Origin of the sequence: Pseudothermotoga lettingae TMO, assembly GCF_000017865.1 — a bacterium.
Lineage (GTDB): Bacteria > Thermotogota > Thermotogae > Thermotogales > DSM-5069 > Pseudothermotoga_B > Pseudothermotoga_B elfii.
Map to the genome: position 1 here is coordinate 223,576 of NC_009828.1, position 23,384 is coordinate 246,959.

Genomic DNA, 23,384 nt, shown 5'->3' on the forward strand with positions numbered 1-23,384 from the left:
CCCAGAAACATTATATACTTTTTCTTGCATGACTAAACATTTGCAAATCCACTTAAAACAAAACCTCTTACATAATAACGCTGGAGGTACAGGAAAATTATCACCATAGGAACTACTTGATAAACGAGGGCAGTTAAAATTAAGTGCTGTGTTTCAGTTGTTGAAAAAGCAAGTGACAATCTTGAGATACCAACGGGTAAAGTCATAAGTTTTTGAGCTGTTGAAGTTACTATAAGTGGCCACAAAAAGGAATTCCACTGACCTATAAAAGTGAGTATTGCCAGGGTTGCGATAGCTGGTTTCAAAAGTGGCAGGATGATAGAAATGTAAATTCTGAACTCAGATGCACCATCGAGCCTGGACGAGTCAAGTAATTCATCGGGAATGGTCATTATAAATTGCCTCATGAGAAAAATACCATAACCGCTAACAGCAAAAGGTATTATTAATGATAAGTAATTATCCAGCCATCCAAACAATCTCATGAGATAATAAACAGGTATCAAAAATATGAAGACGGGAAACATCATGGTTGAGAGCACAAAACCAAACAGAATCTTTCTGCCAGCGAACTTCAGCTTTGAAAAAGCATACCCTGATAGTGAACTTGTGATAATAGTTATGAGAGTTACTGACCCCGACACAAGGAAGCTATTTTTGTAGTAATTAAATAAAGGTATTCTCCTGAGCACTTCGACATAGTTACCCCATTGAGGTTTTTCGGGAAGCCATTTGGGGACATCAGACAAGAGTTCCTGAGGTGTCATTAGTGAAGCGGAAAACATCCAAAAAAATGGTAAGATCATCCAGAAAGCCCCAAATATTATTATGGCATATCTTACGATTTCCAACAAAATGCAGGTTATCTTCTTTTTTTTACTCATATCCTTTGATTCCTCCACGTTTGAAGATCCACAGAATAACCAGTGTAAAAGAGAAAATAACACAGAATAATAAGAATGCTCCGGCTGACGCCCTGCCCATTCTCAATGATTGAAAAGCTGTTTCGTAAACATACCAGGAAACAGTCATAACACTTTTTGCTGGTGCGTTTCTCCCCATAGTAAATGGAAGATCAAATACTTGCCATGCCCCTATAAATCCTGTTGCAGTGAGAAAAAGCAAAGTGGGAGAAAGCAGAGGAACTGTTATGTGGAAAAACTGTTTGAAAGGACCAGCGCCGTCAATTTTGGCTGCATCGTAATAATCTTTTGGAATGTTTCTGAGGCCAGCCGTGATGATCAACATTGAACCACCTATACCCGACCATATGGCTGCGATGATTATTGAGAAAAGAGCAATATCCGGGTCAGTAAGCCAGTAAACAGGTTTCATCCCAAAAAGACCCAGTATAGAGTTCAACAGTCCGTTGTTTGGTCTGTAAAGATAGCCCCATATAGTGCCTATGGCAACCTGAGGTGTCACAACTGGCGTAAAATAAATAAATCTCCAGAGTACAGAAAACCTGGCACCATTGATCAGTACAGCTAATATCAGAGCTATGATTATTGTGGCTGAAACTGTAAGTAGTGCATAAATAAGAGTGTTTCTAAAAACAGAAACAAACATCTCATCATTCAGTAAGTACGAATAATGAGAAAATCCTATCTTTCTTGCATTAGAAAGCGGAACCAGCATATTCCATCTTCTTGTTGAAGCTAAAAGCGAAAAAAGGACTGGATATACGAAAAACATTGAATAGAAAATCATTATTGGGGCGAGGAAAAAATACCCCACCCCAGAATGCTGTTTAGCAATTTTTCGTCCTTTCAAAACCGATTACCCCTCTCATCAATAAAATTCAGAGAGAATCTTGTCGATCTCGAGTTTTGCATCTTTCAAAGCTTTTTCTGCTGTTTTTCTACCATTCCATGCTTCAATTATTTCCCTCATTAATATAGTTTTGATTTCTTGGCCCTGAGCGACATTGGGTTCTTGATGAGTGTGCTCGAGTTCTTTAACAAAAATAGAAGTATATAGATCATTCAATTCTGATTGAAAGAAATTAATATCTGCCTTGTTGGGGGGTATAGATCCTATATTCTTAGCCATAAGTTCACCCATTCTGGTGTATCCACCAGATTTATCCAAGGTTAGCCATCGAACAAAATCCCATGCCTGTTTTTTGTTTTTTGAAGCGTTATCAACTGCTATGAACCATGTGTAACCAGCTGTTGCTGGTTTTTTCAAGTATGGAATAGGGGCGACTCCAACAATTTCTTCATACTGATCTTTAAATCCAAGTTTTAGAGATGTTTCGTACCAGGTTGCCATAATCATCATGGCTACTTTACCCGCTGGAAAGTTCCATACACTCGCCGCCGGGTCTGTTCCGCCATTTTTAAAGAGTTTTAATTCTGCTTCGAGGGTTTCTATTGCCTCCTTTGAATCAAGCAGGCACCTGCTGAAATCATCTTCAAACAATTTACCGTTGTTACTGTAAAGCAATGCTAAATAAGGATGAACCACTGCTGAATCCCAACCAGAAAGGAATGCAAATCCATATTGCGAAATCGTACCGTCTGGGTTTCTCTTCGTGAGCTTTGGAGCCATTTCCACTAATTCATCCCAGGTTTCAGGGGGATTGGTGAATCCAGCTTCTTTCAACAATTTTTTGTTAAAGACAAGTGCATAATTATCGACTTCGATAGGAACACCCCATATTTTGCCATCAATCGTAGCTCCATCGATTGCAGGTCTCACAAAGTCTGATTTTACTTTTTCAACGATATCTTTTGGAACTTGATCCAGTATCATGGAATCTGATAACTGAACACCCCAGAGAGAATACAAAATGTAGACATCAGAGATTACCCCAGAAGTATGGCTTATAAGAATGCGTTTCAGATACTCATCGAATGGTACTGATTGAATCTCAATTTCGGTATCAGGATTCAATTTCTGATATTCTTCCACATACTGTCTTAATCCTTTTACCATGATGTTTCCATTTTCATCTTTGATCCCTTCAACTTGGTAATCAGACCAGTGAACTGCAAGAATGATTTTTGTTTTTGCAAAACCGCTTGTGATTATCACAAAAATCGAAATCAAAACAATTAACAAAGACTTTTTCATTCCTCACCCCTCCTATCTAAGGTTTTTCACTCGATCAACAAAACAACAGTGTGATTACCCTGTATGAAGATATTTTTGATTGATAACGCTTTGCTGCATGCTTGATATTCGAATTTTTGATCAGCGTTGATACATTTCACATTGTTTACCAGAGCAGGTAGATTATTTGAAGGAATCAGAAGATCAAATTCAATTGCTTCGTCCCCATGATTAAATAGAAATACTATTGTTTTTTCCTCAGAACGCGATATTCTCACTTCAAGATAATCTTCTTGACCAGAAGTAATTGAAGTTGAGTAATCAGGGTTAATGCCTGCTCTCTGTGCAATTTGTTTTAAGAATTCCAGATTGTTCCTATTTTCTGTTTTTTCATAGGCAAGACCAATGAGCATACCAACCATTATTGCCAGTCCTGAATGATATTTGTTTTCTACAATAACAGGCTGGCCATTAAAAAATGCTTTTGGAATGCCTGTTGTTTTTCTGTACACAGTTAAGTATCGATAAGCAGAAAGTTTGCAATCTTCATAATCGATAGCCTGTTCTTGGATTTCCCTTGTATAGAGTTCCTCACAACCAAAAACTTTTTCCAGACCGGATCCTGGGATTTTTTCTTGCAAAGTTCCGTCTTCTTTCATCCATCCAAGACGTCCATCTGCCAAAACTACTCCCCCGCTCCTCACATATTTCTCTATCGCATCAGCACTTTTCTGATCTATAACGATGGAAAATGGAATCATAATGAGATGGTACTGCTTAAGATCTTCTCTCAATAAGTCCGATATATGCAGAAAATCCACATTAACACCCATTTGCATCATGGCCTTGTACATGCCAAAAATGTCTTCACGTATGATCTCCGCACTTTCAGCCCTTAAACAAGCGAGAGTTTTGTGGGTTTCAATGTTATAAAGTATCCCTACCTTAGCTTGCAAAGCTTTTGCTTTTAAGAATAAATTCATGTTCTTAGAAATTATTTCGGAGACTTTTCCAGCCCTGATTACCTTGTTGTTGATTGAACCATCATAATTTGCCAGGCCGAATCCCGATACTTCATAGCCACAGCTCATAGGAAGCCAGGCATAGTAATTTAAACCCTTAGCATCATGGGAGATAGCGAGCCATGACCATCTTTCAACATCGAATTCATCAACTGGAACGCTGAATCTCAATCCTGTAACACCGTGACCAGATTGGAGCTCTCCTATCCAAAAAGGTTTATTTTTACTTTCGCAGGAAGATCTGCTTGCATCAAGTGCAACACCCATGTGGTGCGGTTTTAACGGCATCCATGCGCCTGTGTGCTTCGGATAGAAAGAAGTTCCCCATATATCTACTTTTTCAGATAGTTTCCAGTCGTCTGATGAACCATATCCGATACCAGGTATTCCATAAACACTTGAGATCGCTGCATGACTTGATACAGGATGTGATGGATCTATTTTTTTATCGCTGAGGTTTTCCAGAAGAGATCTTCGGATATCTTTTCGATGTTGAATTGAATCCAATCAAGAAGATCCCTAAAACTTGATAAAGAGACATATCGAGGTATGGTGATTTCTTCCCAGCTTCCATGTTTTCTATACCAGATTTCGTTCAGTTTTTGAACAGTTTCATACTTAGTTTTGAGCCATTCGATAAATCTATTTTTTGAATATTCGCAGTAACAAAACCAAGGATCTTTGATGTAGTCTATCCATGACCATTGAACAATATGTGGTTCAGACCATATGTCCCATGCTAAAAATGAATCGTGCCTTGATACTACTTTTGCAAGATTCTGCAGAAAGCTTGTAATATGTTTTCTTACCTGCGGATGGTCTGAACAGTATCCAGGAGCAGATTGAGAATGTATAGTCAGACCGGATCTGTCAATAAAGAGTGAATCTGGATAATCTCTTTCCACCCAGTTTGGTGCTGAGTCTGTGTAAATTTGAAGTATAGCCTTGATTTTCAGCTCATCAGTTATGTTAAGTAATTCTTCTATTGATGAAAAATCCCATACATCAGGCTCCGGTTCAGCAGTAGCCCAATCATACCAGAATCTGATAGTATTAAATCCGATCTTTTTGATTCGAGAAATCTCTGATTTTATCTCTGATAATCCTTTAACTTTTGCAGTCATGGGAGCCCTGGATTTGTTTGGCCCGTACCAGACAGATACTGGGAAGAAATCTTTCAAATTCCTCACCTCTCTTGAATTTTCCAGTAGTGCCTGTTTATTGTTTTTTGATGAAAATCGAAAATTTTCACGTTATAATCAACATCGAATCCCTCAACATTTGGAGATACAAATATCTTCAAATCTTTTCCGTGATCATGAAGAATAGCTCCAGTTTCTGCTATAAGGCTCATTGTGATAGCAACGACTGCTACAGTTGAAGAAGCAGCAATACGCTCTTTTTTTCCTGAAAGTTCTATAAGTGCATCTTCTGGCGGAGTGCAGTTATCAATGATGAGATCCGCTATATCAGAAAGTTTTTTTCCAGAACTGTGAGAAGCTATAGCAGCAACTTGATTACTTACAGAAACAATTGCAATTACTTTTGCCCCAACTTTTTTTCCGTACAACGCTGCTTCAACAGGAGCTGCATTGATTCCTCCGTGAGAGTAAATAATTAGTACATCGTCTTTGGCAATTGGTTGGTATCTTAAAAAACCGTTTTCCACATATCCTTCCTTTCTTTCAACAAGTAATAAACCAGGAGCACTTGCTGGACCAGTAGGGCTAAACCACATTAATCTGGGATCTATCAGTGGATTAAAACCTATAAAACTTCCATATCTTGGAAATGCGTCCAGAACGGGTAGAATTGAGTGCCCACTTCCAAACAGATGTACCATACCATTTTTTTCAATGCATTCTGCCATAATATTCGCGGCTTTTAAAATGTTGGTATTCTGTTCTTTTTTTATTCTTTTAAGAATGTCCGTCACTTTTTCAATATAAGCCTCGAATGCCGACAAATTCTATCACTCCTTTCTCAAAGAGGTATATTTTGAGCAACCTACGAGTTGCGCATCTTCGCCTAAGGAGGAAACTTTTATAATGGGAGGAGTAATGAATGGGCTGGTGAATTTTTTCAATGTTTTAACAGCTTCTTCTTCAAAAACTTTCCAGTTCAAACCAACACTTCCTGAGAGAACTATTATCTCCGGGTTTAGAATATTTGTAATTGTTGAAAGAAGATATCCCATTGCGAATGAGACATTTTTAACTACCTCAGTTGCACACGTGTTTTTCTGTAGATACAATCTTAAGACAGATTCACTGGATTCTATCTCTTTTCCACATATTCTGGAAAACATCTTTGCTATAGCTGGTCCTGATATTAATGACTCAATATCTCTGTATTCTTCTGTCAAAGGATCTTTTATATGAATCCATCCTGCTGATCCTGCTATTCCCTGATTCCCAAAAATGATCTGCCCCTGTGAGAAAATACCAAGACCAACTCCTGTACCAATTATCAGATATGCCACTTCTTTGAATCCTCTGGCACATCCACTGCATATTTCTCCAATTAGGCCTGCGGTACGGTCATCTATTATGTAAATCTGTACATTTGGAATAAAAGAACGTATTGTCTCTTTAAGTTTAATCCTCTGTGGGAACACGTTTGGTATTAAAACACTCCCGTCTTCGAAAACAGCTCCAGCTATTGAAAAAATACAATGTGATATTTCAAATTTTTCGTTCATTTTTTCAAATTCCTGTGAAATGTTTTCGAACAGTTTATCCTGCTTTTTTGGTGTGGAAAATTTTCTTTTGAGATATATTTTGCCGTCTGAATCAACGATAGCTATTCGTAAATTTGTACCTCCGATATCGCAGGCAAAGCTGTACACAGTTTTCACTTCCTCAACTGTACCTGTACCGAATATCTATCACTTCTTATTATTGATTCTGTATATTCAATGGGAGTATTATTTGTGTCGTATGCAACTCTTTCGACTATGAAACCGGCAAATGGCCACTTCGCTTTGAGTAGTTTGCACTCGTATTTATCAAGTATGGTTGCATAATATTTTTCCTGAGCAGAGGAAATTTTGATTCCGTACTTGAGTTCGAGCAATTTGTATAAAGATTGTGTTAAATCATTCTCCAGAAAATCCGGGGCGATGTACTCAGGCGTGTAAAATGTTTGTATCCCGAATGGATCACCATTAGCAAGTCTTAAACGTCTGACCATAATAACTTTTGAACCCGTTTCAAGTTTCAAGGCTTCAGAGATTTTCTCATCTGCTTCTCTTATACCTTTTTCTAAAATAACAGAGGTTGGATTGAATCCCATGGATATCATTTCTTCTGTAAAGCTGGTGAGTTTTCTTGGTCCCTGACGTATCCTGGCATCTACTACAAATGTGCCTTTACCCTGCCTTTTTATGAGAAACCCTTCTTCCACAAGTAAAGAAACAGCCTGTCTCACAACAGCAGTGCTGACACCAAACATTTTAGAAAGTTGCTTTTCTGTTGGAATCTTTTCACCAGATTTCCAGGTTTCAGATAATATGTTTTTTCTAAGAATTTCTTTAAGCTGATAGTATAAGGGTTCTGTTGAATATGGATCTATCTTTTGAATCATCTCCGTATACCTCCTATTAACTATAATCATTATAATGAATATAATCAATTTTGTCAAGCAATAAAAAGGCGACCTTGAGGCCGCCTTAAATAAAATTAAAATAAATTATGCCTTCAATATTGCTTTAATATCATTTTCGGGGTCGCTTATTAGTCTCAGATCATAATTGGATTGAAGCACATTTAGTATATCCTGATTTACCCATGCTGGGAGCACTGGGCCTATATAGATTCCTTTTATGCCCAGGGCAAGTAATGTCCAAAGTATGGCAACTGCTTTCTGCTCCATCCATGTTAACACAAGAGTAAGCGGTAAGTCATTAATGGGTTTGTCAAAAAGCTTTGAGAGCGCTTCTGCTATTTCTATAGCAACGATCGTATCATTGCATTGACCAACGTCCAGAAGCCTTGGAACACCATCTATGGTCCCAAAATTAATATCATTTATTCTATATTTTCCACATGCAAGTGTTATTATTACAGTGTCTTCAGGCAGTTTTTTGGCAAATTCCCTGTAATAATTTCCTTTTTGTGTTGGGGTGTCACAGCCTCCTATCACAAAAAAGTGTCTTATCTTACCAGACTCAACTAAGGCTTTTATTTTGTCAGCGATACTGGCAACGACACCTGTAGAATATCCTGTAGTCAGTTTATATGTAGAAGGTTTTTCTTCAAGTTCCGGCAGAGACAGGGCTTTTTCTATAACTGGTGAATAATCATATCCATCTATGTGGGTCACTCCCGGTAATCTTGCTATGGATGTTGTAAACATTCGATTTCTGTAGCTCTCTTTTGGCAATAGGACACAATTTGAGGTACCAAGTATGGCTGCGGGGATTTCATCAAACAGCATTTTTTGGTCGTACCATGCTGCACCAAGATTTCCAGCAAGGTTCCGGTATTTCCTCAAAACTGGGTATCCATGGGCTGGTAGCATTTCTGAGTGTGTATAAACATAAACATTTGTTCCTTCTACCTGCTTCAACAGTTCTTCAAGAGCTTTCAAATTGTGTCCTGTAACAATTATTGCATGTCCTTTCTTTGTACCAGTTTCAACCTCTGCTGGTACTGGTTCACCATATGTTTCAATATGAGCTTTCTTTAGCAATTTCATGACTCTTAAATTCATCATACCTGCTTCAAGAGCAAGTTGAACATAACTTTCGGGGTCAAAATTCACATTTGTAAGAGTAGAATACAGTCCTTTCGATAAAAACGAAGCAATCTCTTCATCTTTATAGCCAAGTTCTCTTGCGTGGTAGTAGTACGCAGATATACCATCAAGAATGTATACAAGATTGTCTTGGAGTCTTGTTACAAGAGGAGATTTTCCGCATACACCTGCCCTAACACATCCCTCATTGTTCAGAGCCTGAGAGCACATGTAGCAAAACATATCCATGTTTGACACCTCCTTGACAGTTTTTTCACTTAACAGCTTACTGAAATTTAGAAATAAGGACAGTAACTTTTGTTACGAACGAGTCAAAGAAAGCTTATCTCGCCTGTATTTTTATTCAAGAAGAAATCACAGGGACCTATTTTGTCGGATATCAATTTTTTTCTGCCGGCGATAGCAATTCTGACATTGGGATAACAGATTTTTCTAACTCTGATTCTGGATGTATCTGAATACTTGACCTGCAAATTGTGCTTTAAAATTTTCAGTGTTTCATGGATTTTTCTTACTTCCAATTCAATCCGCTTCTTTTTCTCGGCAGTTTTTTGAAGGATTTTCATCAACTCTTCTTTTTTTGGAATTTCTTTTGTTTCTGTTGTTTTCGCCCTGGCTGAGCTTTCAATTTCAGACAAAAGCATAATAGATCGCATTGCTTCGAGTAAATTTCTTTCAAGTTGCGCTATTTCTTTTTCGTTTTCATAATCAATCCCTGCGGCAATCTCAGTTCGAACTCCACTTTCACTGCCAAGCTCTGCTGCTTCCACATTCCCGGAAGTTTTCACTGCCCCGCCAGCTATAACGCCTCTTCCTTTTACGGTAATGTCACCACGACAAATTATTACAGAGTTCATTATATAATATTCAACAAATATATTACCTTCGCAAAAAATCTGCGATTCGTTTATAAACTTTGCTGTTAAGTCTTTACTAACTTTTATAATTCCCTTACCTCTTCCAAATATGCCTCCTTGAACTTTGAGTGAACCTCCGCAGGTAACCTGAATTTCTCCAAGCACTCCCATTATTGAAATATCTCCATCCGCCTTAATCTTAAAAGGTCCCTCTGCATTGCCGCGAATTATCACTGTAGCGTTGAAATCTATGTTTCCTGTGTCGTATCCCAAATCTTTGTCGATCAACAGTACATTCCTCACACATACCTTCGAATTCTGTACATAAGGTTGTCCATCACACGTTGCTATAATCTTTGTCCCATCTTCAGATAGTTTCGTGTTTTCGCCAACAAAGTTTTGTAAATTCAAATCTTTTGCTTTTTCCACCTTAATTATTTCACCAGTTACTGCTATTCCGTCATAGCTTTCCCTGAGGGGAACCTTTACTGCCAGTACATCACCTTCATGACATGTGAAAATTTTGTAAAGTGCAGCCATATCAACAGAATCTTTTTCTCCAATTTTTTCAAAGATCATTCCAGATTCGGGAAACAGAAACTCAATACTGGCATCACTTCCGTAAATGGGTTTTTTGCCAGATGCAACCGGAATGTGAGCAAACACTTTGCTTTCATCAATGATTTTTCGCAATGCATCTTCATTTATGCCGTAAATAACCCCGGATTTCTTCAATGCTTCCTTGAGTTCATCGAATGTTGGCAAAACTCTCTTCAAACCCGGTACTATGAAGATACTTGCTATCATTTTATCCTCAGATATTTCAACCTGAATATGTGGATCTGGATACTTTTCTTCCAGATCACTTAAATCTGATAATGCCGGCTCTATAATCTCTACTACATTTGAGAGTTCTTTCAGAATAGATTCTCTGTGTGATTCGTGAACAGGTTCAATTATTACTTCCATGTTGGCTGGATCAGCCTTGCTTATTCGAAAAGATACCTTTTCATGCCAATTTTGACCGTAATCTTTTTCCAGCAAACTGAGAAGTTCTTCAACATTTTCGATTTGGACAATCCTTTTTTGAGGTTTTCTGTCCATTGAATCCCCCCGAGTCTTTATATTTTACGGTTCGGCAGACAAAACTTTTCATAAATATTATAACTTCAATAAGTAAATTTTTATGCAAAAATTGAAGTTGAGCGGAGGTGTGAATTTGTACAAAATATTTATCTGGTTGGTTGTTTTTTTCTGGGGAATGTCTTTTGTAGCCACAAAGGTAGTGGTTTCTTATATTCCGCCAGCTACCGCTGCCTTGATAAGGTTTTTGATAGCACTGGTTTTCTTAATTTTTGTCAACAGAAAATTTCCGAAAATTCTTAATTTGCATGGTTTTTTTGCGGGATTCTGGGGTATAACAATGTATTTTTATTTTGAAAATGCAGGGCTTGTCCACACTTTTCCAACGAATGCTTCTCTAATAGTCTCAAGCGCCCCAATTCTGCATATATTGTTTTCCCATATTATTCAGAAGAAAAAAGCAACCATGATGGAGTACATAGCTTCATTCATAGCTTTTTCAGGAGTTGCCGTAGTAATCCTGAATGGAAAATTTGCTCTGAAGATCAATCCTGTAGGGGATATCATGCTTTTTGGCGCAGCTTCTGTGTGGGTGCTTTATACCTATCATGTCGAAAAAATGCCGAATTCAGATTCATTAGAAGGTGTTGCTGCGATAACATTCTGGGGAGTTGTTACACTCATTCCTTTTTCTCTGGTTGAGAAGAATAGCTGGGTGAGTTTCAATCCCGCTTCTTTTGTTTCTCTAATGTATCTTGGTGTAGTGTGTTCTGGCATAGCGTATGTTTTATGGAACAAAGGCATCAAAAAAGTTGGCTCACGGTACACAACAAATACTATTTATTTTATTCCAGTGCTCACCAGCATTGCAGAATCAATTTTTTTGAAAAGATTGCCTAATTTGTATACGATATTTGGTGGGGCGATGGTACTGGTCGGTTTATGGCTGTTCAATTTCTCCAGAAGGAGGCTGGTTTATGAAAACATTTCTGAAGGTGAGGATGAGTGAACATGATGCTCACTATGCAGGTGGGCTTGTTGATGGCGCGAGAATTCTTCAGCTCATAGGTGATGTTGCTACTGAACTTTTGATAAGATTCGATGGTGACGAAGGGCTTTTCAGAGCGTATGATTCGGTGGAATTTTTGAATCCTGTTTACGCTGGCGATTTTCTGGAAGTACACGGTGAGATAGTAAGCGCAGGAAACACTTCAAGAAAGATGAGATTCGAGGTTTATAAGATAATAACCAACTCAAGGATACCGGGACACGAATCAGCATGTGATGTTCTAAATCCACCGATACTGGTTGCAAAGGCAAGTGGAACCTGTGTTGTGCCAAAAGAAAGACAGAGGGTGGTGAAAAAAGATGGATAAACTGATTATAACTGTTGCAGTTTGTGGGGCAGAAGTTACGAAGCAACATACCCCCTACATACCGGTTACACCTGAAGAAATAGTCCAGCAAAGTTACGAGGCATTCCTCGAAGGAGCATCGATAGTTCACCTGCACGTTAGAGATGAAAACGGGAACCCCACCCAAAATGCGGAGATATTCAAAAAAGTTGTAACGATGATAAGAGAGAAATGCCGTGGTATGATTGTTCAAGTTTCAACTGGTGGAGCTGTATGGATGACTGCTGAAGAGCGACTGCAATCACTTGAGTCAGATCCAGATATGGCTACATTAACTACTGGAACTGTGAATTTTGGGAACGATGTTTTTATGAACAGCATCCCAATGATTGAGAGATTTGCCGAGGAGATGAAAAAAAGAAATATAATGCCGGAATTTGAATGTTTTGATATGGGGCATATCACGAATGCTTTGAATCTGGTCAAAAAAGGGCTGGTACATGGGCACTTACATTTTGATTTTGTCATGGGAGTTCCAGGAGGAATAGCCGCAAATGGGAGAAATCTCATAGCTATGGTTGATAATCTACCAGCTGGTGCGACATGGTCTGTTGCCGGTATAGGTAGACATGAGTTTCCCATGGCAGCTATGGCAATAGCGATGGGGGGACACGTCAGAGTTGGGCTTGAGGACAATATATATGTAAAAAAAGGAGAGTTGGCAAAATCTAATGCTGAGCTTGTAAAAAAAGTAGTGAAGATAGCCAGAGAGATAGGGAGAGATATCGCAAGTTGCCAAGAAGCAAGACAAATTTTGAATTTGAAAGAAGTGAGAAAATGAAAGTAGTAATCGTTGATTATGGTTCTCAATACACGCAGCTCATAGCAAGAGTGATAAGAGAACTTGGCTATTATAGTCAGGTTGTTCAATACGATGAGCCTCTTGATACCGATGAAGTTGGTGCTGTTATTTTTTCAGGTGGCCCAGAAAGTGTTTATGAAGAAAATTCACCGGGTTTGCCAGAATGGTTTGAAAGGTACAATGGCAAAGTTCTTGGAATTTGCTATGGTATGCAACTTGTCGTACACGCCCTTGGAGGTGCAGTTGAGCAGGGAAAAACAGCAGAGTATGGAAGAACAGAGTTGGAAATAATAAAAGATGACGATATCTTCTCAGGAATAGAGAAACATCTCACAGTCTGGATGAGCCATGGCGATCATGTTAAGAAATTGCCGAAGACTTTCAAAACTATAGCCAAATCGAAAGATGGAATAATAGCAGCCGCGACAGATGAAAAAAAATTCTGGCTCTTGCAATTTCACCCTGAAGTTCGCCATACATCTTATGGTAGAGAGATAATTGAAAATTTTCTTTCCAGGGTTTGTAAGCTTGTTCCAAATTGGAGTCTGGAAGATTTTATCAAGCAGAAAATCAACGAGCTAAGAGAACATTTATCGGGAAAAAAAGTCGTAGCAGCTCTATCTGGTGGGGTAGATTCTTCTGTGGCCTGCGTTCTTGTACACAGGGCAATTGGCGAAAATCTGCTTAATGTTTTTGTTGATCACGGTTTGCTGAGAAAAAATGAAGAAGAGGAAGTACCGAGAATTTTCAGACAAGTACTTGGTTTGAATCTTTTAAAAATAGATGCGAGAAAAGTGTTTTTAGAAAAATTGAGAGGTATTGTAGATCCTGAGAAAAAGCGAAAAATAATTGGAGAACAATTTATAAGGGTTTTCGAGAAAGAGGCAAAAAGATACGGAGCAACGCACTTAATACAGGGGACAATTTATTCAGATGTTATAGAGAGCGCAAAATCTGGAAAAAAGACAGCTGCTATAAAGAGTCATCACAATGTTGGAGGGTTACCGCAGCGCATGGATCTTGAAATAGTTGAGCCACTGAAAAATCTTTTTAAAGACGAAGTAAGAATTGTTGGTGAAATGCTCGGCATCCCAAGATCAATAATACATCGTCAACCTTTTCCTGGTCCTGGACTTGGTGTGAGAATAGTTGGAGAGATAACTGAAGAAAAATTGGAGATTTTGAAAGAAGCGGATGATGTCTTTATTCAGGTACTAAAAGAAACAGGCTGGTACGAAAAAACCTGGCAGGCTTTCTCGGTTCTTTTACCTGTAAGGTCTGTGGGAGTGCGTGGTGACAAGAGGGCCTATGATTATGTACTTGCTTTGAGATCAGTTGACAGTGTTGAAGGCATGACAGCAGATTGGTCCAGATTACCCCACGAGATTCTCGATTTAGCTTCAAGAAGAATTTTGAACAGGGTGAAAGGAATCGGAAGGGTTGTTTATGACATAAGTTCCAAACCGCCTGCAACAATTGAGTGGGAATAAAAAGGGCGGGATTCTCCGCCCTTTTTTGCTTTAATGTTGATCAGGTTTTTCCTGCATTCTGAACATATTCGTTCTCTCATTATTAGACACCAGGGCCTTTCTTCTATGTACAGCGCTCAGGGCCAACCTTTTTAAAATCGCTGGCAGGTCGCTATTGTTTAGAATTTCATTGCCAAGTATTTTTTCAAGATTTGGAGAAAGTTTATAACCATTTTCAGAATCTGGGTCAAAATAAATCTGGTCAATGTGATTCCTTGTGATTTCTGGTTTGATTTTGCTCAGAAAATTAATCGCGAATTCAATAAAAACATCAGCTGTCTCTTCAGGTCTTTTTGTGGCGGACAACTTTTCGCGATAAGCGCTTTCGATTTCTTTTTCAAATTTGACAAAAGATAAGAATTTTTCGCCTTTTTTCATTTGACAGCCTCCTTTCTTTATATCTTTCCGTTTAGAAAACTTGACAATCCGGCTGCCAGAATTGCCGCCGTTTCAAATCTCAGTATTTTTTTCCCCAAGTTCAAAAAGGTGCCCACCTGACTGAGCTGATTGATTTCTTCTGATTCAAAATCGCCTTCAGGTCCTACAACAATTCTTAGAGAGCCTTTGAAATCGTCTATTTTTGCAGCACGACCGGATTGGTGAAGTACTACTGTTTTCATAGATTCATTTTGTAGAAAGCTCATGTCTCTAAAAATTCTCAACTCTGGGAAGAGGTATCTTACGCTCTGTTTGGCAGCATCTCTAATGATAAGGCGTATTTTTTCCTCTTTGTCAATGTAAAGCTTGCTCCTTTTTGTTTTATAAATTATCAGTTCATCAACGCCAAGTTCGACAGCTTTTTCTAACAGAAAACGAAGTCTTTCCCAGTTCTGGCTTGCAATGCAAAGTGTGATCTTTGAAAGTTTATTTATCTCGGTTTGTTCGACATTTCTTACGACGGCTTTTGATTCGAGTTTGCCAAGCTCAATAAGTTCGCAGTTGTAAAGATTGCCTTTTCCATCTGTTACGAACAATTTTTGCCCCACGCTTACCCTGATGACTCTGAGGTGGCGTGACTCGTGCTCATCAAGAATTACGAAATCTCCAGTTTGTTTGCCGTAAAAAATGTGTGGCAATTATCCCAGCACCTCACAGCCAAGGTACGGTTGCAGTGCTTTTGGTACATCTATCCTGCCGTCGGCCCTTTGATAATTTTCTATTATTGCTACTAAGGTTCTGCCCACTGCAACGCCAGAACCATTTAATGTGTGGACAAAAGAAATTTTTCCGTCTTTTCTCCGGTATCTTATGTTGCCTCTTCGAGCCTGAAAATCTGTATCGTTGCTGCAGGAAGATATCTCTTTGTACGAATTATACGATGGTAACCAGACTTCAAGATCATAAGTTTTGGCCGCACCAAATCCAAGATCCCCGCTGCACAATTGAATAACTCTGTAAGGCAATTCAAGCCTTCTGAGAACTTCTTCTGCGTGGGAAACAAGCGTTTCGAGATCTTCGAACGATCTTTCCGGTGTGGTTATCCAGACCAGCTCAACTTTGTCAAATTGATGTTGACGGATCATTCCACGTACATCTTTTCCATAACTTCCCGCTTCTCTTCTATAGCACGGTGTATAAGCCGTATAAAGCAATGGAAGATCTTTTTCTTCAAGAATTTCATTAGACCTGAGTGCCACGAGAGGAACTTCGGCAGTTGGTATTAAAAATAGATCATCTGCCTCTATTCTGTAAGCCTCTTCTTCGAATTTTGGTAATTGCCCTGTAATGGTCATGGTTTCTCGTTTTACTATGTGGGGGAGCCAGACTTCTGTATAGCCGTGCTCTTTTGTATGCATGTCCAGCATAAAATTTGTCAGAGCCCTTTCAAGTTTTGCAAACATCCCATACATAACAGTAAATCTGGAACCACTTAGTTTTGCCGCGCGATCGAAATCCATAAGGCCCAGAGACGGACCGAGGTCCCAGTGAGCCTGAGGATTATAATCAAATTTTTTCGGATCTCCCCACTTTCGAATTTCTCTGTTTGAAGTTTCATCTTTTCCCTCGGGTACTGAATCGTCTGGGATATTGGGGACAAGAAGCATCAATTTTTCCATCTGAACTTTTATTTCTTTTAATTGATCTTCTATAGAGTCTATTTGCCTACCTATCTTTTTTCCTTCTTCAGTTAGATTTTCTATCTCCTCTGTTTTCCCGGATGACTTTGCCTGGGCAACCATCTTTGAGATGGAATTTCTTTGTGCGCGGAGCTGGTTAATCTGATTTGTGAGTTCTCTAAATTGTGCATCAAGAGAGAGTAGATCATCAACCATTTTTTTCTCGTAATTTCGCTTCTCAAGTGCTTTTTTCACAAAATCCGGTTTCTCACGAATTAATCTGATGTCTATCATAGTTCATCACTCCTCCACAATCAGTTCTACTCTTGCATTTGTTGCAGTCATTTTATCATCAATTGTGGTTATTTCAACACTGGTTGCCCACATTTTCATGTTTTTGTCGTGATCTATCAAAGTGACATCTCCTTCAAGTTTTATTTTTCCGCTTTTTCTGTCATAGAAAAAACTTTTAGCGCTCGCTTCTATTTTACCTTTGTATATCTGAACCTGATTTGTGGAGTTTCCCTGAAAAATGTCGTTTTCAAGATCTATTTCCATAGAATCACAGTTTATCAAAATTGTATCTGTACTTTCTTTATCAAATATTTCTGCTTCTACATCTCCAGACATTGTGCCAGTTTTGAGCTTAATATCGTACCTCAATCTGGTAGAGGTGGCGGTACCATCGTCGAAAAACACTTCTGCATTGTTGGCTTCAACTATCCTCCATTCATTCTGATACTTTGATACTTTCATCGAATCGCAATACAGATTGAGATTATCTTCTTCTATTTCAACTTTGACATTCCCTTCGTAGTAGGCTTGTTCTTTTTCTGGTTTGACAAATTCCGAGAAAATGTGCACTGTTTTAGCAAAGCTGAGACCCCAAAAGCTCACACAAATTGCTAATGTTAATAATTTTCTTAAACTGGTCATTTTACTGACCACTCCATTGAAACAGAACGGCTATCAAGCCAATTGCTACACCTGCCGCTCCTATCAGATAAGCAGTAAGAACACTGCTTTCAAGATTTTTTTGTTTTGTCTCAAGTTCGCCTATCTTTTTTTGGAGCATGCCAACCTGTGTATCTTCCATTTTCTGCTCTAATTGGGTTAGATTTACATCTATTTCTTCTATTTTTTGATTCAAACTGGTGATCGAATCTTGAACGTGTGAAAGTTCGTCTTTGCTTGCTAAAGATTCGATAATCTTCATATCCTGCTGTAATTGTGTCACTCTACTATTGTACAATTCCAAATTTTGTTGAAAATCTGTCAGTTGTTTCTTCTGAATTGAAAGATCGTTTTGCAAGCCTTTTGAAAGGGCATCCAATCTTGCTGCAAGTTCAGTTATTTTTTGATCGTACAATTTTCCCTGAGCATTCATCTGAACATTGAATTGCTCCGAAAGCTTTTGGATAGATTGGGAGTTCTCATTTACATTTTTAAGAAGAGAGTTTAAAAGATTCTCACTGCTTGAAAATGATCTTGAAAGCTCTGTTTGATTTGCCTGAAGTTCGGCAATCTTCGAACTTAAAAGATTTAAATTACTGTCTGTACTTTCTATGCTTTTTTGCAGCGATGATGCGAGTTTTTCAAGAGCTTCTACCCTTGAAAGAACCGGTTCAAGGCGGGAAATCTGGTTTTGATGCTGGTTTAAAATTTCCTCAATTTCTTTATGCAACTGCGCATATATTTGCTGAGATAACTTATCTGTTTGACTTTGGAGGCTGGCTACACTCATCTCAAAATCTTTGAGTCGTTGTTCATAGGTTTTATATGCAGCCTCAATTCCCATAATTTTTGTGGAAAGATTCTGCTGGTTCTTTTCGAGATTTCCGAGCTTGTCAGAAATATCTCTCAGCTGGAATTTGCTTAAAATATTGTAAAGATACTGTGCAATATCAAATCTTGTTACAAGAAGGCCACCCCTGAAATTTCCATTTTCATCCAGATCCATTATTTTGTTCTCGATCATGAAAGAAACGGGTTCATAAATATCGAGAACTGGTGAAACATCTTTGATCTTCACCTCTGCACCGAATATTGCAATAGCCACAATTAATGGAGCAAAAAAGAGTAATTTTCGCATATTAGACACCTCCGTTCATCGAAAGCCGAGCAACTGTCCAGCAGGCACTTCTATTTTTTCTTCTTTCTCTCCAGTTTTAATTGAATATACACCGGGTTCTAATGGATAGAATAACACAGGACTGAGGCCAATGAACTTTGAATCAATATAACAAGGAACTACCAGCTCACTAAAAATATTCAGATAAGCCCTGCTATCCAGGCTGATTATGTCCAGTGAACCAGATTTAAATTCCTTTGTTTGCTGCTTTGGCGGATCTGAATTAATTTCAATTGTGTGAAATCCAGCAGGCAAATAAGTTATCGCTGGAGGAATGTAAGTAACCCCTTCGACAGCAATGCTGTATTTACCCAGTAAAATGAGAGTTGCGTAGTCGAAATTTATTTTAAGCGATTGGTTTTTAGTGAGATCGACAATCCCGGCCCACTTTTTCTCTCCGAGTTGTGCTTCAACCCAGTGGATATCCCCTGAGAGTTTGAGCTTTACAGAACCCCTCGAAACTGATTTGCCATCGACAAAAATAACGGCATCTGCAGGGGCATCTATGGTGAGTTCTTTGATATCTGGCTCGAGTATTACGTGAAGATTATTTTCTCCCTGATCGGGTTGAAAGACGATCTGTTGAGTTTTGTACCCATCTGCGCTGACAGTGATTAATTTTTGAGATAAATCCGTATAGAATTCTGCTGGCTGGTTTTTCTGATCTTCGTTGATTTTTACCAAAGCGTGTTGTGGTACAGCTGTTATTCTCAACCGGGCAGATGGGGTCAACGAAAAATTAAAAGTTTGCTCTTGTTCGTTTTCTACGAAAATTTCTGCTTGAAGGTCGAAGAAATTCTCAGCTTTCAGAACTAACAGGTGCTTCCCTTTTTCGATATTCAATTCAACAGGGGTTTTCCCTGCAAATTTACCATCTATCCACACGTGAGATGGTGGTTTTGAAAGTATTTTGACATCAGGAATCTTTTTTAATTCATAGAACAATTCTTTTTTTTCCAGTGAGTCTATCTCGATTTTCTCTGTGAGCCTGCAGAAACCATCTTTCTCTATTTGCAAGATATACCTTCCGGGTATAATTTCTGTTTCCTTCGGGGTTGTTCCTATAAATTTACCATTCAGAAATATATCAGCTCCAATTGGTTTTGAATCTATTTTTAATACGGTGACAGGTGTGAGTATTATGTGATATGTGCCGGGCTGGTCACTTATAAAAATCTGTTTTGAAAGATAACCTGGTTTTGAAAAAGTAATTGTTGCTGGCAGTGATATTTCAAATGATGCCATACCTGATCTATCTGTCTCTGCAATTATAATATTCCCCTGTCTTATTTCAACATTTCCAGGGTTAGTAACCACATTCACAGTAAATGCGCATGATAATACGGCCAGTAAAAGATAGCAAATTGCTATGAACTTCTGCACTTTTCTATCGCCTCTTTGAATTTTTGTAATAATTGCAAAAGCTGGTTAGAATCTTCTTTACCAAGCTCTTGCAAGACTTTTCCAACAAATTCAACTCTTTTTTCTATCACGCTTTCAACAACTTTTTTTCCTTCGGCTGTTGCTGAGATCATGAAAACACGTTTATCTTTTCCGCGGGTTCTTGAAAGATACCCCACATTCTCAAGCCTTCGAACTATACCGCTGAGAGTGCTTTTGGCTATGCCCAGCATAGTACTCAGTTCAGTCATCTTCATAGGTCCTCTGAAATAGAGCCTTTGAAGCAAATCAAACTGAGCAGCAGTAATTGGATAATTTTTCAAAACCAATCGCCCTTCGACCTTTACCATAAAACAAATGTCCCTGAGAACTTTTTCGATTTCCTTTTTCAATTTTCTCCCCCCTTTTTCAGATACAAAACCACCGTTAATTCTCCTTTCGTCTGTTTGAAAGATTCTACAGCATCACTGATCTTTCCTCGAAACAACTGTTGAAAAACCTTTGTCATTTCCCTTCCAATGAAGATATCGCAATTTCCGAAAATATCCATAGCATCACTGAGGGTTTCACTTATTCTTGTAGCAGATTCAAAGAATACGAAGAGCATCTTCTTGCCTTTGATGTCTCGAAAAAGTTTTCTCCTCTTCTTGCCACGTGGCAGAAAGCCTGTGAAAAAAACTCTGGATGAATCAAAACCACACAGTGCCAGTGCACTTGTCAATGCACTCGGTCCTGGTGTAACATCCAGTTCTATACCACTTCTCCAGCAGGCATCAACAAGAAAACCTCCTGGATCTGCCACGCATGGCATACCGGAATCTGTGACAAGACAAAGTTTTTTCCCTTCTTTCAGAAGATTGAGAATAAAAGGTACACTCTTCAACTGGTTATGAAGGCCATAAGAGATTAATTGCTTTCCATCAATGTTGAAAAACTTCAAAAGTTTTTTTGTTCTTCTTGTATCTTCTGCGATTACCACATCGCATTCTCTGAGTGCCCGCAATGCCCTTATAGTTATGTCCATCATGTTTCCAATTGGAGTACCAACAATTGTCAGCTTACCTTCCAAACATAGTCACCCTTTCTCTCGAAGGCCTTTTCGAATAATTCACTGTTCAACGGGAATGGCCTGCAGTATCCAAAAATTTTTTCAAATTCTATCTGTAACGCTTCAGATAATTCGAAAATGGATATTCCATGAAAGTCGAAAAGCCCAGCCATTTTTCCTTCCAGTTGTTCTTCATCAAGATTCAGACACCTTGCATATTCAACTACATGCTTTTTAAGAACAATTGATCCATGTTGAAGGATACTTTTATTTGTCCTCATTTGCGCACTTCCAACTACTTTTTTCCCGTTAATGCATAGTTCATAAGATGAGGGAGCATCAAAACATGCCTGGCTGTTATTTTTGATTTTTCTTGCTGGCTGAATTTCTGCGTTATAACCAATCGATTTAAGGGCTTTTGATATACATTGGCTAATCTTAAGATAGGTTTCGAGTACTCCTGATTTGGCATAAATATGGTTTGCAGGAAGAATAACAGCATAAGTTAGTTCATCCCAGTGCAATACAGCCCTGCCACCAGTTGGTCTTAACACGCAGTTTATCTGGTTTTTTTTCATATAGTCAATGTTCAGATTGATTCTTTTTTGATGTCTTCCAAGTGAAAGTGTTGGTTCTGACCAGGTGTAAATTCTCAAGATGGGTTCTTCAGGGATTTCTGCAAGTATTGCATCCAGAGCCATATTCAGTTCTCCCGATAAATTCCATGTTTTTAAAACAAGCATTGTATCGCCTCACAAAGGATTTTTGAGTATTTTTTTTGTCTCTCTTGGATAATTATCAGGCGTTCTGCCCACTTTTTGAAATTGAAGTAAAACCCTTTTTTCTCCCGTTTTGAGAGTATAACTTACAATTTCGATCGTTTCGACATTCAGTGTCTTCATAGCATTATGCGCCGCATCGTACTCTTGCTTCCAGTTTGGCCCTTTGTAAAAAAACAGACGTCCACCCACTTTACAAAAAGGAGCGCACAGCTCTAATAAAATTCTGAGCTCCGAAACGGCTCGTGCTGTTACGATGTCAAAAGATTCTTTTTTATCCGCAGGTAATTTTTCTGCTCTTGAGCAAAGCAGATTTACATTGCCGATATTGAGCATATTCAAAATTTTTTCAAGCCACATGACTTTCTTCCTGACAGATTCTACCAAAGTTGCGTTGATCGGAAAGAGAATAGCGAGGATTAATCCGGGGATTCCACCGCCAGTGCCTACGTCCAGTAATTTTCCGGTCAGCATTTTTACAGGAAAAACGATATCCACAATATGTTTGTGTATCGCATATTCCTTGTCTCTTAAAGATGTAAGATTAATAGGGGCACTGATGAGCAAGTCAATGTAAGAATCAAGTTTCTCGGTTTTGCTGTCATCAATTTTAATTCCATACTCTCTGAAAATTTCAGCAACTTTGTTCATGGCAGTATGAAACTGGTTTCGCTCAATGGTTTACCCATATCATAGCTTTTTCCAAGTGTGAGTACAACCGATAACTCAGCTGGTAATTTTTTCATAGCTATCTTTTCGCAGGTTTTTTTCACATCGTAACTCACTCTTATGAATTCATAAGATAGCACGCCTTCATGAATATAGATTAGCAGGTAGCATGCTTTCGGGTTACCGTCTTTTGGCCTCCCTACGCTACCGGCGTTCAATATCAATTTTCCTTTGAAAAACTTTGCCATAGGAAGATGAGTATGACCGCTAATTATTACGTCTGCTTCGACATTTTCAATGATTTTTCTCAATCTTTCAGGCTCTGTGTCTGGAGTGACATATTCAAGAAGTTCGTCCAGGGGGCTTCCATGAACAAGTAAAAATTTTACACCGTCAAATTCTAACTCCATTCTGTGCTTGAGAGATTTGAGATAATTTTTTATTTCTTGTGAAGTGTTCTCTATGGTCCAGTTTAAAGATATATCTCCCACTTCTGTTTCTCTACCGGGTTTGTAGGAACAGCCACAACTTGACTTTGAGTATCCCACTGCATCATCGTAGTTTCCAGCTATAGATGGGATCTTCATAATTCGTCTGGTAACTTCTTCTGGATCAGGACCATAGCCAACTATATCGCCCAGACAATATATTTGATCTACATCTCTGCTCTCAATATCTCTCATGACTGAATCAAACGCTTCTAAATTGGCGTGAACATCTGAAATAAAAGCGAGAATCATACTATTACTACCTCCTGTATCTATTTTACACAAACG

The 23,384-nt window shown here is 38.6% G+C and carries 25 protein-coding genes; 4 read left to right on the plus strand and 21 right to left on the minus strand.

All coding sequences use genetic code 11. The features are described from left to right. Positions 1-32: 32 nt before the first annotated feature. The 10 genes from TLET_RS01110 to TLET_RS01155 form a co-directional block, all read right to left on the minus strand. Entirely contained in the window at positions 33-884 is an 852-nt protein-coding gene (locus TLET_RS01110; protein WP_012002266.1) for a carbohydrate ABC transporter permease, read from the minus strand. Then, positions 877-1,773 carry a carbohydrate ABC transporter permease gene (locus tag TLET_RS01115; protein WP_012002267.1) on the minus strand — a complete coding sequence of 299 codons (897 nt, stop codon included), beginning with the start codon at positions 1,771-1,773 and terminating at the stop codon, positions 877-879. The genes TLET_RS01110 and TLET_RS01115 overlap by 8 nt, the downstream gene beginning before the upstream one ends. Positions 1,774-1,791: 18 nt before the next feature. Further along, a complete protein-coding gene (locus TLET_RS01120) occupies positions 1,792-3,078 on the minus strand; it encodes an ABC transporter substrate-binding protein (RefSeq protein ID WP_012002268.1) in 1,287 nt (428 codons plus the stop codon). A gap of 26 nt (positions 3,079-3,104) precedes the next feature. Beyond that, complete coding sequence (locus TLET_RS11110) at positions 3,105-4,586, minus strand: beta-galactosidase trimerization domain-containing protein (RefSeq protein WP_041428361.1); 1,482 nt, start codon at positions 4,584-4,586, stop codon at positions 3,105-3,107. Beyond that, positions 4,517-5,260: a beta-galactosidase gene (locus tag TLET_RS11115; protein ID WP_041428362.1), complete on the minus strand. Its 744-nt coding sequence runs from the start codon at positions 5,258-5,260 to the stop codon at positions 4,517-4,519. The genes TLET_RS11110 and TLET_RS11115 overlap by 70 nt, the downstream gene beginning before the upstream one ends. 5 nt (positions 5,261-5,265) lie before the next feature. Then, the gene (locus tag TLET_RS01135; RefSeq protein ID WP_012002270.1) at positions 5,266-6,045 is read right to left on the minus strand and encodes a sugar isomerase domain-containing protein; all 780 of its coding nucleotides are present in this window, start codon (positions 6,043-6,045) and stop codon (positions 5,266-5,268) included. A gap of 6 nt (positions 6,046-6,051) precedes the next feature. Then, positions 6,052-6,927 (minus strand): ROK family protein, encoded by an 876-nt coding sequence (locus TLET_RS01140; RefSeq protein ID WP_012002271.1) that lies wholly within the window; start codon positions 6,925-6,927, stop codon positions 6,052-6,054. Positions 6,928-6,932: 5 nt separating this feature from the next. Then, the gene (locus TLET_RS01145; RefSeq protein WP_012002272.1) at positions 6,933-7,664 is read right to left on the minus strand and encodes a GntR family transcriptional regulator; all 732 of its coding nucleotides are present in this window, start codon (positions 7,662-7,664) and stop codon (positions 6,933-6,935) included. Between the two features lie 105 nt (positions 7,665-7,769). Further along, entirely contained in the window at positions 7,770-9,065 is a 1,296-nt protein-coding gene (gene hcp, locus TLET_RS01150) for a hydroxylamine reductase (RefSeq protein ID WP_012002273.1), read from the minus strand. 83 nt (positions 9,066-9,148) lie between these two features. Beyond that, the gene (locus TLET_RS01155) at positions 9,149-10,798 is read right to left on the minus strand and encodes a DUF342 domain-containing protein (RefSeq protein ID WP_012002274.1); all 1,650 of its coding nucleotides are present in this window, start codon (positions 10,796-10,798) and stop codon (positions 9,149-9,151) included. A 109-nt stretch (positions 10,799-10,907) separates the two neighbouring features. Between TLET_RS01155 and TLET_RS01160 the strand changes: the two genes are divergently transcribed. The 4 genes from TLET_RS01160 to guaA are packed head-to-tail and all read left to right on the plus strand — an operon-like array spanning position 10,908 to position 14,484. Continuing rightward, positions 10,908-11,786: a DMT family transporter gene (locus TLET_RS01160; protein WP_228369025.1), complete on the plus strand. Its 879-nt coding sequence runs from the start codon at positions 10,908-10,910 to the stop codon at positions 11,784-11,786. After that, a complete protein-coding gene (kal, locus tag TLET_RS01165; RefSeq protein WP_012002276.1) occupies positions 11,755-12,153 on the plus strand; it encodes a 3-aminobutyryl-CoA ammonia lyase in 399 nt (132 codons plus the stop codon). The genes TLET_RS01160 and kal overlap by 32 nt, the downstream gene beginning before the upstream one ends. Beyond that, a complete protein-coding gene (gene kce, locus TLET_RS01170) occupies positions 12,146-12,973 on the plus strand; it encodes a 3-keto-5-aminohexanoate cleavage enzyme (protein WP_012002277.1) in 828 nt (275 codons plus the stop codon). The genes kal and kce overlap by 8 nt, the downstream gene beginning before the upstream one ends. Further along, on the plus strand, positions 12,970-14,484 hold the full coding sequence (gene guaA, locus TLET_RS01175; protein ID WP_012002278.1) for a glutamine-hydrolyzing GMP synthase: 1,515 nt from the start codon (positions 12,970-12,972) through the stop codon (positions 14,482-14,484). The genes kce and guaA overlap by 4 nt, the downstream gene beginning before the upstream one ends. 30 nt (positions 14,485-14,514) lie before the next feature. Here the strand turns inward: guaA and TLET_RS01180 are convergent, their stop codons facing one another. Genes TLET_RS01180 through TLET_RS01230 form a run of 11 tightly spaced genes read right to left on the minus strand, consistent with a single transcriptional unit; the run spans position 14,515 to position 23,348 of the window. Then, positions 14,515-14,901, minus strand: coding sequence for a hypothetical protein (locus tag TLET_RS01180; protein WP_012002279.1), 387 nt, complete (start codon positions 14,899-14,901; stop codon positions 14,515-14,517). Between the two features lie 17 nt (positions 14,902-14,918). After that, positions 14,919-15,599 (minus strand): 16S rRNA (uracil(1498)-N(3))-methyltransferase, encoded by a 681-nt coding sequence (locus TLET_RS01185; RefSeq protein ID WP_012002280.1) that lies wholly within the window; start codon positions 15,597-15,599, stop codon positions 14,919-14,921. Further along, a complete protein-coding gene (gene serS, locus TLET_RS01190) occupies positions 15,600-16,874 on the minus strand; it encodes a serine--tRNA ligase (RefSeq protein ID WP_012002281.1) in 1,275 nt (424 codons plus the stop codon). A gap of 6 nt (positions 16,875-16,880) precedes the next feature. Then, positions 16,881-17,516 carry an LPS export ABC transporter periplasmic protein LptC gene (gene lptC, locus TLET_RS01195; protein ID WP_012002282.1) on the minus strand — a complete coding sequence of 212 codons (636 nt, stop codon included), beginning with the start codon at positions 17,514-17,516 and terminating at the stop codon, positions 16,881-16,883. A 1-nt stretch (position 17,517) separates the two neighbouring features. Next, positions 17,518-18,672 carry an S-layer homology domain-containing protein gene (locus TLET_RS01200; protein ID WP_012002283.1) on the minus strand — a complete coding sequence of 385 codons (1,155 nt, stop codon included), beginning with the start codon at positions 18,670-18,672 and terminating at the stop codon, positions 17,518-17,520. A gap of 15 nt (positions 18,673-18,687) precedes the next feature. Continuing rightward, entirely contained in the window at positions 18,688-20,094 is a 1,407-nt protein-coding gene (locus tag TLET_RS01205) for a PEGA domain-containing protein (protein ID WP_012002284.1), read from the minus strand. After that, positions 20,079-20,504 carry a MarR family winged helix-turn-helix transcriptional regulator gene (locus TLET_RS01210; RefSeq protein ID WP_041428364.1) on the minus strand — a complete coding sequence of 142 codons (426 nt, stop codon included), beginning with the start codon at positions 20,502-20,504 and terminating at the stop codon, positions 20,079-20,081. Before TLET_RS01210 ends, TLET_RS01205 begins: the two co-directional genes overlap by 16 nt. Further along, positions 20,501-21,139, minus strand: a complete 639-nt coding sequence (gene rsmI / locus TLET_RS01215) for a 16S rRNA (cytidine(1402)-2'-O)-methyltransferase (RefSeq protein WP_049753385.1) — start codon at positions 21,137-21,139, stop codon at positions 20,501-20,503. Before rsmI ends, TLET_RS01210 begins: the two co-directional genes overlap by 4 nt. A gap of 26 nt (positions 21,140-21,165) precedes the next feature. Continuing rightward, on the minus strand, positions 21,166-21,903 hold the full coding sequence (locus TLET_RS01220) for a lipoate--protein ligase family protein (RefSeq protein ID WP_012002287.1): 738 nt from the start codon (positions 21,901-21,903) through the stop codon (positions 21,166-21,168). 9 nt (positions 21,904-21,912) lie between these two features. Continuing rightward, entirely contained in the window at positions 21,913-22,590 is a 678-nt protein-coding gene (gene rsmG, locus TLET_RS01225; protein ID WP_012002288.1) for a 16S rRNA (guanine(527)-N(7))-methyltransferase RsmG, read from the minus strand. Beyond that, a complete protein-coding gene (locus tag TLET_RS01230; protein ID WP_012002289.1) occupies positions 22,587-23,348 on the minus strand; it encodes a metallophosphoesterase family protein in 762 nt (253 codons plus the stop codon). Before TLET_RS01230 ends, rsmG begins: the two co-directional genes overlap by 4 nt. Positions 23,349-23,384 lie beyond the last annotated feature (36 nt).

Bases quoted from the DNA above. Each gene is read 5' to 3' on its own strand.
- TLET_RS01180 (WP_012002279.1), bottom strand. From the start codon at position 14,901: ATGAAAAAAGGCGAAAAATTCTTATCTTTTGTCAAATTTGAAAAAGAA.
- TLET_RS01200 (WP_012002283.1), bottom strand. From the start codon at position 18,672: ATGCGAAAATTACTCTTTTTTGCTCCATTAATTGTGGCTATTGCAATA.
- kce (WP_012002277.1), top strand. From the start codon at position 12,146: ATGGATAAACTGATTATAACTGTTGCAGTTTGTGGGGCAGAAGTTACG.
- hcp (WP_012002273.1), bottom strand. From the start codon at position 9,065: ATGGATATGTTTTGCTACATGTGCTCTCAGGCTCTGAACAATGAGGGA.
- lptC (WP_012002282.1), bottom strand. From the start codon at position 17,516: ATGACCAGTTTAAGAAAATTATTAACATTAGCAATTTGTGTGAGCTTT.
- kal (WP_012002276.1), top strand. From the start codon at position 11,755: ATGAAAACATTTCTGAAGGTGAGGATGAGTGAACATGATGCTCACTAT.
- TLET_RS01110 (WP_012002266.1), bottom strand. From the start codon at position 884: ATGAGTAAAAAAAAGAAGATAACCTGCATTTTGTTGGAAATCGTAAGA.
- guaA (WP_012002278.1), top strand. From the start codon at position 12,970: ATGAAAGTAGTAATCGTTGATTATGGTTCTCAATACACGCAGCTCATA.
- TLET_RS01155 (WP_012002274.1), bottom strand. From the start codon at position 10,798: ATGGACAGAAAACCTCAAAAAAGGATTGTCCAAATCGAAAATGTTGAA.
- rsmG (WP_012002288.1), bottom strand. From the start codon at position 22,590: ATGAACAAAGTTGCTGAAATTTTCAGAGAGTATGGAATTAAAATTGAT.
- TLET_RS01145 (WP_012002272.1), bottom strand. From the start codon at position 7,664: ATGATTCAAAAGATAGATCCATATTCAACAGAACCCTTATACTATCAG.
- serS (WP_012002281.1), bottom strand. From the start codon at position 16,874: ATGATAGACATCAGATTAATTCGTGAGAAACCGGATTTTGTGAAAAAA.
- rsmI (WP_049753385.1), bottom strand. From the start codon at position 21,139: ATGATGGACATAACTATAAGGGCATTGCGGGCACTCAGAGAATGCGAT.
- TLET_RS01230 (WP_012002289.1), bottom strand. From the start codon at position 23,348: ATGATTCTCGCTTTTATTTCAGATGTTCACGCCAATTTAGAAGCGTTT.
- TLET_RS01220 (WP_012002287.1), bottom strand. From the start codon at position 21,903: ATGCTTGTTTTAAAAACATGGAATTTATCGGGAGAACTGAATATGGCT.
- TLET_RS01120 (WP_012002268.1), bottom strand. From the start codon at position 3,078: ATGAAAAAGTCTTTGTTAATTGTTTTGATTTCGATTTTTGTGATAATC.